We start from the raw sequence: 8,927 nt of genomic DNA, 5'->3' as shown, positions 1-8,927 counted from the left end.
CTAAGTTTGTCGCATCGTGGGCACACGTTCCTGGGCGTCCGCGGCTGGAAGAGACCGGTAGCGCACGCCGCACACTCCCGCCTTGTTATGGTTCGGGAGACGTCCGTGACCTATTTCTGCTTCATCGAATCCGACATCCTCAGCGTGCCGCACATGGAGCCCCTGGCGGCCGAAACGGTCGAAGAGGCCCGCGCAGAGGCCGTGCAACTGCTCGCCCATCACGCCAGCGCGGTCGCCGCCCACGTCTTCTTCGGCGACGAACGGGTCCACAGCATCCGGGTCGGGCTGGACGCCCGCGCATAGGCGAAGGGCGGCCCCGCGGGACCGCCCTTGCGAACACGACCTGTCCGGAACCTCAGTGGTTGGACGGGCTGCTGGTCGCCGCCGGCGGCGAGGCCGGAGCGGCCTGGGTCGTGGCCGTGTCGGTGGTCGCGGGCGCCTCGGCCCCCTCGGTGGCGACGGCGCCCTCGGCGGCCGGCGTCTCGCCCTCGGCCGGGGCGGCGCCCGGCTGGCGGGCGGGATCGGGCGCGGGCACGCCCAGGCCCGACCCCTGGGTCCGCAGATAGGCGATCAGGTTGATGCGGGTCTGTTCGTCGCGGATGCCGGCGAAGGACATCTTGGTGCCCGGCACATAGCGGCCCGGGGCGGTCAGGAAGTGGTCGATCTGGTCATAGCCCCAGGTCGGCGCCTCGGCCTTGTGCTTGGCCATGGCGTCCGAATAGGCGAAGCCCGCGCGGTGCATCACCGGTCCGCCCAGCACGCCCCACAGGTTCGGGCCGATGCCGTCGGCGCCGCCCGAGGCGACGGTGTGGCAGGCCTTGCAGCGGGCGAAGGCGGCTTCACCGGCGGCGACGTCGGCGGCCGGCAGCACCGTGCCCCAGTCGATCGGCAGGACGGCGGCCTCGGCGCCGGCGGATTCCTCGGGCGCATCGACGAAATAGCCCATCTTCTCGGGCTTTTCGGTATGGAACACCCCCGCCGTGACCTGCTGCAGGCCGACGATGGCGAAGGCGGTGGCCAGGCCGGCGCCGAAAATCTTGTTCCACTTCAGATCGCCGCTCATCGCGTCGTCGCATCCCTGTCAAAGCCCCGCCGAAGCGGGCGCATCCTTGCGTGGCCGTCTCTTACACGCTAGCGCCGCCTTCGCAACCGGCCCGAACGCTCCCGCGGGCCGACAAGGAGCGAACGGCCCATGTCCGCCACGCTGAATCCCCTGGTGCTGATCCCCGCGCGCATGGCCGCCACCCGCCTGCCGAACAAGCCCCTGGCCGATATCGGCGGCAGGCCGATGATCGTGCGCGCCTATGAAGGCGCCGCCGCATCGGGCCTGCCCGTCGCCGTGGCCGCGGGCGATGCGGAGATCGTGGAGGTCGTCCAGGCGGCGGGCGGGCGCGCCGTCCTGACCGATCCGGCCCTGCCCAGCGGCTCGGACCGGATCATGGCCGCCCTGGAAGCGATCGACCCGGACGGCCGCCACGACGCGGTGATCAATCTTCAGGGCGACATGCCGTTTGCGCCCCCCTCCATCGCCGCCACCTGCGCGCGCCTGCTGGCCGACCAGCCGTCCTGCGACATCGCCACCCTGGTCGCGGCCGAGGCGGACGTGTCCGACCGGGCCAATCCGGACGTGGTCAAGGCGGTCCTGGCCCTTGCGCCCGGCGCGATGACCGGGCGCGCCCTGTATTTCACCCGCTCCACCCTCTACGGCGATGGGCCGGTGTGGCGGCACATCGGGGTCTATGGCTATCGCCGCGAGGCGCTGAAACGCTTCTGCGCCGCCCCGCCCTCGCCGCTGGAGACCCGCGAGAAGCTGGAGCAGCTGCGGGCGCTGGAGATGGGGCTGTCGATCTGGGGCGCGGTCGTCGAGGCGGCCCCCCTGTCGGTCGACAATCCGGCGGATCTGGAGGCCGCGCGCCGCCTGGCGTCCTGAGGCCGCGACGCTTGTTCAGCCGGCGTTCAGTCGCCACCTCATAGATCAAGCCCCGAGATTCAGGTTGATGAGGCCCGTGATGAACAGCAAGACCCTGACCCGCCTGGCCGCCGCCGCCCTGCCCGTGGCGGCCGCCGCGGCGATCCTGGCCGCGCCCGGCGTCGCCGGCAGCCAGTCCAGCCAGACGCCCCAGCCGGGCTACTGGACCTACACCACCAGCGTCATGGGGGTGCGCGACACCGAGACGAAATGCGTCCGCCCCAGCGAGATCAACCGCTTCTTCGGCGGCCTGTCGACGCGGCGTTGGCAATGCGTCTATCCGGTGCGCCAGGTTGGCGGCGGGAATGCGCGTTTCGAGGGGACCTGCACCGACCACAAGGGCCGGCGCGTGAACGTGCGGCTGAACGGCCCCTATCAGGCCGAGAGCTTCAGCTTCCGCGGCGGGGCCCAGCTGTCGCGCGGCACCCCCTATATCCCCGCCAGCATCACCGCGCGGCGCGTGGCCGCCCAGTGCCCGGCGAACGCGGAGTATTTCTGAGGTCACGGGCTGAATTTCCGGCCGCGCGCATCCGATGGGTGCGCCCGTCGCCTCCTTCCTCCACAATGGCGATGACGCCTGGAGGAGAATGCGGATGTCGAACCCCCTGGTCATGAAATCCGGCGGCGGTCTGATCGCCGTCGGCCTGGCGGCCCTTATGCTGTGGGCCGGGCCGGCCGCGGCCCAGGATCCGGAGCGGATGGACCAGGTGGTCCGTCGCGCCGTCGACCAGGGCGAGTTCACCGGATCGGTCCTGGTGGTCCGGGACGGGGAGGTCCTGCTGGATCGCGGTTATGGCCTGGCCAACCGCGAATGGAACATCGCCAACGACGGCGAGACCAAATTCCGCCTGGCCTCGGTCAGCAAGCAGTTCACGGCCGTGGCGGTGATGCTGCTGGTGCAGCAGGGCCAGGTGGACCTGGACGCGCCGGTGAAGACCTATCTGACCGACGCCCCGGCGACCTGGGACGCGGTGACGGTGCGACACCTGCTGAACCACACCTCGGGCGTGCCGAACTTCACCGGCTTCGACGACTATCAGGCGCTGAAGACCCTGCCGACGACGGTGGACGGCCTGATCGCCCGGTTCCGCGACCGGCCGCTGGATTTCCAGCCGGGCGAGCGCTGGTCCTATTCCAACTCGGCCTATGTGCTGGCCACCGCGATCATCGAACGGGTCAGCGGGCGGACCTATGCCGACTTCGTGGTCGAGAACCTGTTCCGGCCCCTGGACATGGCCGACAGCGGCTATGACCGGCACGAGACCATCCTGCCGCGGCGGGCCTCGGGCTACAGCCCCGATACGGACGGGGTGGTCAATGCCGACTATGTGGACATGAGCGTGCCCCAGGGGGCGGGCGCCCTGTATTCGACCACCCACGACCTGCGCCAATGGGAGGACGGCCTGTTCGGGGGCCGGCTGCTGAACGCCGCCTCCATGGCCGAACTGACCCGGCCGGGCCTGGACGACTACGCCCTGGGGCTATTCGTCAAGCCATCGGGAGACGGCCAGGTGATCAGCCACACCGGCGGGATCGAGGGCTTCAACACCTATATGGGCCGCGACACCGGGCGCGCGATCACCGTGGTGGCCCTCAGCAACCTGAACAGCCCCTCGGTCGGCAAGCTGGGCGGGGATCTGATGACCCTGGCCCAGGGCGGAGACGTGACCCTGCCCGAAGAACGCCGGGCCGTCGCCATCGCCCCGGAAACCCTGGCCGAATATGAGGGCGACTACGCCCTGGCGCCGACCTTCGTGCTGACGGTGTCGGTGGCGGACGGGCAGCTGACGGTCCAGGCGACCGGCCAGGGGCGCAACATCCTGGGCGCCGAGGGAGCGGACGCCTTCTTCACCCAGGGGATCGACGCCCGCATCGTCTTCACCCGCGACGCGGCGGGCCAGGTGACCGGCCTGGTCCTGCACCAGAACGGCCGCCAGATGCCGGCGCCGAAACGCTGAGCGGCGGACAGGAAAAAGGCCCCGGACCGCTCCGGGGCCTTTTCAATCGTCCGAGCCTTGATCAGGCCGCTTCGGCGGCGGGGACCACGGGCTTCTTGGCGCTGAGCGACTTGGCCAGCAGTTCGACCGCCGCGTCCTTGTCGATGCGGTTGGCGGCGGCGACTTCGCGGGCCATGCGGTCCAGGGCCGATTCATACAGCTGGCGTTCCGAATAGGACTGCTCCGGCTGGGTCTCGGCGCGGTGCAGGTCGCGCACCACCTCGGCGATCGAGATCAGATCGCCCGAGTTGATCTTGGCCTCGTATTCCTGGGCCCGGCGCGACCACATGGTGCGCTTGATGCGAGCGCGGCCCTTCAGGGTGGTCAGGGCCTTGGTCACGACGTCCTCGCCGGCCAGGGTGCGCAGGCCGGCCGTCTTGGCCTTCTTGGTCGGAACGCGCAGGGTCATCTTCTCGTGGTCGAAGGTCACGACATAGACCTCCAGCGACATGCCGGCGACTTCCTGGGTCTCGATCGCCGCCACCTTGCCGACGCCGTGCGCCGGATAGACGACCGCGTCGCCAACCTTGAATTCCAGACCGCTCTTGCTCGTCATGTCTTCAGTCCTTTCCCGGCTCAGAAAGGGGGAACACGCGGCGCACAAAGCCGAACGGGCTTCGCCCGGCGCAGGCGCCGGGGAAAGTCGTCATCGGGCTTCAAGCGTGGAAGCGGATCACCGAACCTCTGGCCGACCCCGCCTGCGTGGGCGAGGTTCTGTCGCAAACACGGGCAGCGCGGGATTTACCCGATACGCCCGATCCAATGATGGCAATCTATCACAAAACCGCAGAAATTCAAAACATCCACGGCGTCAGTTCGACCGGCGAGGGAATCCGTGGTCGCGCGGGCTGCGCCGCAGGCTCAGGAACCCTTGCCGGGCTTGGGGCTGAAATATTTCTCGAACTTGCCCGTCTCGCGCTCGAACTGTTCCTTGTCGGCGGGAGGCGTGCCCTTGACGGTGATGTTGGGCCAGACCTTGGCGTATTCGGCGTTGATCTGCAGCCACTTGCCGTCGGGCTCGTCCTCGGTGTCCGGCACGATGGCGTCCACCGGGCATTCTGGCTCGCACACGCCGCAGTCGATGCATTCGTCCGGGGCGATGACCAGGAAATTCTCGCCCTCATAGAAGCAGTCGACCGGGCACACCTCGACGCAATCCATGAATTTGCAGCGGACGCAGGCGTCGGTGACGATATAGGTCATGAGCGGTCGGAAGGTGCGGCGGGGCGAGGCCGGGACATGAGCCGCCCGCCCGCCGGTGTCAACCAAGTGACCGGATTCGGCCCCCCAGACTTGTCGCGGCGCGGCATGATCTGTAACTAACATTATTGCAGTATCCTCAGCGGAAGGAAGACCCCATGCATCCGATGATCCGACCCGCGGCGGTCGCCGCCCTGACCCTGGCGGGCGCGGCCCTGCTTTCGGCCGGCGCCGTGACCGCCCGCCCCGACCTGACCCAGACCCCGGCCGAGGTGCGGGCGGGGACCTACGCCCTGGATTCCGACCACGGCAAGATCACCTGGTCGGTCAACCACCTGGGCTTCTCGACCTATTACGGCCAGTTCGTGAAGGTGGAGGCCCAGCTGGTCCTCGATCCCGCCGATCCATCGGCCAGCCGTCTGACGGCAACCGTTCCCCTGACCCAGGTGGATTCCAACTCCGACGGTCTGAACCGCCACCTGCAGACGCCGGACTTCTTCGACACCGCCAACCATCCGACCGCCGCCTATGTCTCGCGCTCGGTGACCGTCGATGCCGACGACGCCTCGCGCGCCACGGTGGTCGGCGACCTGACCCTGCGCGGGGTGACCCGGCCGGTGACGATCCAGGTGACGTTCAACCAGGCGGGCCCGTCCATGGGCGGCGCCTACAAGGCCGGATTCGACGGCGAGGCCGTGATCAAGCGCTCGGAGTTCGGCATCGACTACGCCCTGCCGGCGGTCGGCGACGAGGTGAAGCTGCACCTGGAAGGCGAGTTCGTGCTTCAGCCCTCGGCCTGACTGGTCGCCACATAGAGGGCGTGCGCCTCACTGGCGGGGCCGCGTCTTTCGCCCAGGGCCTGGACGCGGACCTCGGTCAGGCGGCCGCCCTGGACGATCAACAGGTCATCGCCCAGGTGGACCGAGCGGCTGGGCTTGTCGAGGCGGACCTGGCGGCCCTGGTGCGTCAGCCGCACGGCCCCGGCCTCGACCAGGGCGGCGGCGCCGCCGCGGGTCTTGGCGAATCGCGCCCGCCACAGCCAGACATCGATGCGGCAGGACGCGGCCGTCGGCGCCGTCAGGGCCACCCTAGGGCTGGAGGCGATAGCCGCCCGCGTCCGTGAGCAGCAGCCGGGCCTGGCCGGGTTCGGGCTCGATCTTCTGGCGCAGGCGGTAGATGTGGGTTTCCAGGGTGTGGGTCGTGACCCCGGCGTTATAGCCCCAGACCTCGGTCAGCAGCTCCTCGCGCGAGACCGCCTTGGCCCCGGCGCGATAGAGGTATTTCAGGATGTTGGTCTCTTTTTCCGTCAGCCGGATCTTGCGGCCCTTCTGATCGACCAGCAGCTTGCCCGCCGGGCGAAAGTCGTAGGGGCCGATCTGGAAGACCGCGTCCTCGGACTGTTCGTGGCTGCGCAGATGGGCGCGGATGCGGGCCAGAAGCACGGCGAAGCGGAAGGGTTTGACGACATAGTCGTTGGCCCCGGAATCCAGGCCCAGGACGGTGTCGGCCTCCGACCCCTGGGCCGTCAGCATGATGATCGGGGTGGACAGGCCGCTGTCGCGCATCAGACGGCAGGCCTCGCGCCCGTCCATGTCGGGCAGGTCGACGTCCAGCAGGATCAGATCGGCCCGCACCTCGCGGGCGCGGCGCAGGCCGTCGCCGGCGGTGGCCGCCTGTTCGGCGCGGAACTCATCGTGCAGGGCCAGCTGCTCGGCCAGGGCTTCGCGCAGGTCGTCGTCGTCGTCGATGATCAGCAGGGTCTTGGGCGTGGGCATGGTGCAGAGAATGGCGACGCTGACGGCCGAAGCAAGGCGCGGGACGACAGAAATGCCGCCGCGGCCTCTCTAGAGGAGCTTCAGGGACGGTTTCGTTCCCCGAAAAGGGCCGTTCCCAGCCGCACATGGGTGGCGCCGCAGGCGATGGCGGCCGGATAGTCGCCGCTCATGCCCATGGACAGAATCGGCAAGCCCAGGTCGCGGGCCAGGGCGGCCAGGGGCCGGAAATGCGCAACGGGGTCGTCCTCGGCGGGGGGTATGCACATCAGCCCCTCGACGGTCAGGCCCGCGGCGCGGGCCGTGTCCAGCAGGGCGGGAACCGCCTCGGGCGCGGCGCCGGCCTTCTGGGGCTCGCGGCCGGTGTTGACCTGGATCAGGCAACGGGGAGTTCGTCCGGCCCTGTCGGCGGCCCGGGCCAGGGCCTCGACCAGCCGGGCCCGGTCCAGGGTCTCGATGACGTCGAACAGGGCGACCGCCGCCTCGGCCTTGTTGGTCTGGAGCGAGCCGATCAGGCGAAGCTCCAGCCCAGCGCGGTCGCGGTCGGCCCAGCGCGCTTGCGCCTCCTGAACCCGGTTTTCGCCGAAGACGGCCTGGCCGGCGGCCAGGATCGCGTCGATGGCGGCCGGCGGCTGGGTCTTGACCACGGCGGTCAGGGTCACATCCCCCGCCTCGCGCCCAGCCGAGGCGGCGGCCCGGGCGATGGCGGCGCGGGCGTGGGCCAGGCGGTCGGCGATGGACGCGGCGGACGCGGCGGGCGAAGAAGCGGACATGACGGCGGACCATCCCGACGATGCGGCGCGGCTGTGGCGGCAGGCCCAGGCTCTAAACCGGCGAGCGGCGGCTGTCAGCCCGGCGGCGGGCGACCTGCCGCCCCTGCTGTTCTTCACGGATGGGCCCCGCACCCCGCGGCCGTGGGAGACGGCCAGCCGCCTGCCCGCCGGGGCGGCGGTGGTGTTCCGCGCCTTCGGAGCCGAGGACGCGATCAAGACCGGCCGGCGGCTGAGGACGGCCACGGCGGGACGGGGCGTGCGGCTGCTGGTCGGCGCCGATGCGGACCTGGCCCAGGCCCTGGACGCCGATGGGGTGCATCTGCCGGAGCGAATGGCCGGACGGGCGGCGGACTTGCGGCGGGCCCGGCCGGACTGGCTGATCACGGCGGCGATCCACGCTATTTCGGGACCGCTTCCGCTCGATAGCCTGGACGCTCTGGTCGCCTCGCCCGTCTTTGCGACCGCCAGCGCCTCGGCGCGGCCGGTGCTGGGGCTCGAGGGGCTGGCGCGGGCGACGGCCCTGGGCCGACCGACCTACGCCCTGGGCGGCATAGACGCCGAAACAGCAGCGCGGTTGGCGGACAGCGGCGTCTGCGGACTGGCGGCCGTGGGGGCGGTGCAGTCGGCCTTTGCGCGGCCGATCAGAATTTGAAGATCGATTCCAGGCGGACGCGCGGCTGGGCGCGACCGTCGGATTCAGGGGCGCGGCCGGGGTCGGCGCGCGGCGTGGCCAGGCCGGCCGAGGCGCCCAGGCGCAGGCGTGGGCTGAGGCGATAATAGGCGCCGGCTTCGACGTCGCCCCATTCGGTCTCGCGGCCCACGGGCTGGTTCAGGTTGAAGTCCAGGCCCCAGCGGCCGCCGTCGATCCAGCGCAGGCTGCGGCGCGGGGCCGTGGCGGTGTTGGCCGAGCCGCTGGTGGCGCGCGAGGCCGCAGTGGCTTCATTGAAGGACAGGGTCGTGGCCGCCGGGCGCGACTGGGCCAGGGCCTGGCCGCCGAATCCGGCGACGCCCGCAAGCACGATCGCAGCTGTCAGGGCGCCGAGACGCATGCCGACTCCTTCGATCGACCGCCCGGGGGCGGCCCCTTTCGTTCCCGCGATTAGACACCGACATGGCGGCCGGTCAATCAAACACGACTGATCGACCGATGTTCCATGGCCCTGGGGGCGAATCTGTGGCGCAGGCGTCACGGGAATTCGCCCTTTCGGCGATTTCG

The 8,927-nt window shown here is 70.2% G+C and carries 13 protein-coding genes; 6 read left to right on the top strand and 7 right to left on the bottom strand.

The features are described from left to right. The first annotated feature begins 105 nt into the window (after positions 1-105). On the top strand, positions 106-303 hold the full coding sequence (locus KF910_RS04620) for a hypothetical protein (RefSeq protein ID WP_292259125.1): 198 nt from the start codon (positions 106-108) through the stop codon (positions 301-303). A gap of 52 nt (positions 304-355) precedes the next feature. Here KF910_RS04620 and KF910_RS04615 read toward each other — a convergent pair whose 3' ends face one another. After that, the gene (locus tag KF910_RS04615) at positions 356-1,063 is read right to left on the bottom strand and encodes a c-type cytochrome (RefSeq protein ID WP_292259122.1); all 708 of its coding nucleotides are present in this window, start codon (positions 1,061-1,063) and stop codon (positions 356-358) included. 141 nt (positions 1,064-1,204) lie between these two features. On the opposite strand from KF910_RS04615, the gene KF910_RS04610 reads away from it, so the two are divergent. The 3 genes from KF910_RS04610 to KF910_RS04600 all read left to right on the top strand — a co-directional run bounded on the left by KF910_RS04610 (position 1,205) and on the right by KF910_RS04600 (position 3,927). Further along, on the top strand, positions 1,205-1,930 hold the full coding sequence (locus KF910_RS04610) for a 3-deoxy-manno-octulosonate cytidylyltransferase (RefSeq protein WP_292259455.1): 726 nt from the start codon (positions 1,205-1,207) through the stop codon (positions 1,928-1,930). 79 nt (positions 1,931-2,009) lie between these two features. After that, positions 2,010-2,468 carry a DUF3617 domain-containing protein gene (locus KF910_RS04605; RefSeq protein WP_292259121.1) on the top strand — a complete coding sequence of 153 codons (459 nt, stop codon included), beginning with the start codon at positions 2,010-2,012 and terminating at the stop codon, positions 2,466-2,468. Between the two features lie 94 nt (positions 2,469-2,562). After that, entirely contained in the window at positions 2,563-3,927 is a 1,365-nt protein-coding gene (locus KF910_RS04600; RefSeq protein WP_292259119.1) for a serine hydrolase, read from the top strand. Positions 3,928-3,988: 61 nt separating this feature from the next. On the opposite strand, the gene KF910_RS04595 is transcribed toward KF910_RS04600, so the two are convergent. Both KF910_RS04595 and fdxA read right to left on the bottom strand, forming a co-directional pair. Beyond that, positions 3,989-4,522, bottom strand: coding sequence for a CarD family transcriptional regulator (locus tag KF910_RS04595; RefSeq protein ID WP_292259118.1), 534 nt, complete (start codon positions 4,520-4,522; stop codon positions 3,989-3,991). Positions 4,523-4,827: 305 nt separating this feature from the next. Further along, the gene (gene fdxA, locus KF910_RS04590; RefSeq protein WP_292259117.1) at positions 4,828-5,169 is read right to left on the bottom strand and encodes a ferredoxin FdxA; all 342 of its coding nucleotides are present in this window, start codon (positions 5,167-5,169) and stop codon (positions 4,828-4,830) included. Positions 5,170-5,324: 155 nt separating this feature from the next. Between fdxA and KF910_RS04585 the strand changes: the two genes are divergently transcribed. Next, positions 5,325-5,966: a YceI family protein gene (locus KF910_RS04585; protein ID WP_292259116.1), complete on the top strand. Its 642-nt coding sequence runs from the start codon at positions 5,325-5,327 to the stop codon at positions 5,964-5,966. On the opposite strand, the gene KF910_RS04580 is transcribed toward KF910_RS04585, so the two are convergent. The 3 genes from KF910_RS04580 to KF910_RS04570 form a co-directional block, all read right to left on the bottom strand. Next, positions 5,951-6,253 (bottom strand): RNA-binding S4 domain-containing protein, encoded by a 303-nt coding sequence (locus KF910_RS04580; protein ID WP_292259115.1) that lies wholly within the window; start codon positions 6,251-6,253, stop codon positions 5,951-5,953. The genes KF910_RS04585 and KF910_RS04580 overlap by 16 nt on opposite strands. 1 nt (position 6,254) lies before the next feature. Then, a complete protein-coding gene (locus tag KF910_RS04575; protein ID WP_292259113.1) occupies positions 6,255-6,941 on the bottom strand; it encodes a response regulator transcription factor in 687 nt (228 codons plus the stop codon). Between the two features lie 80 nt (positions 6,942-7,021). Next, positions 7,022-7,711, bottom strand: a complete 690-nt coding sequence (locus KF910_RS04570; protein ID WP_292259112.1) for a YggS family pyridoxal phosphate-dependent enzyme — start codon at positions 7,709-7,711, stop codon at positions 7,022-7,024. Here KF910_RS04570 and KF910_RS04565 point away from each other — a divergent pair. Further along, positions 7,710-8,363 (top strand): thiamine phosphate synthase, encoded by a 654-nt coding sequence (locus KF910_RS04565; RefSeq protein WP_292259111.1) that lies wholly within the window; start codon positions 7,710-7,712, stop codon positions 8,361-8,363. The genes KF910_RS04570 and KF910_RS04565 overlap by 2 nt on opposite strands. On the opposite strand, the gene KF910_RS04560 is transcribed toward KF910_RS04565, so the two are convergent. After that, positions 8,353-8,760: an NtrZ family periplasmic regulatory protein gene (locus KF910_RS04560; protein ID WP_292259109.1), complete on the bottom strand. Its 408-nt coding sequence runs from the start codon at positions 8,758-8,760 to the stop codon at positions 8,353-8,355. The two genes, KF910_RS04565 and KF910_RS04560, sit on opposite strands and share 11 nt — an antisense overlap. Positions 8,761-8,927: the final 167 nt, after the last annotated feature.

This window comes from Brevundimonas sp. (genome assembly GCF_019636155.1).
In the GTDB taxonomy this organism is placed as follows: domain Bacteria; phylum Pseudomonadota; class Alphaproteobacteria; order Caulobacterales; family Caulobacteraceae; genus Brevundimonas.
The sequence above is the reverse complement of the archived record's forward strand: the minus strand, read 5'-3'. Positions and strand labels throughout refer to the sequence as shown.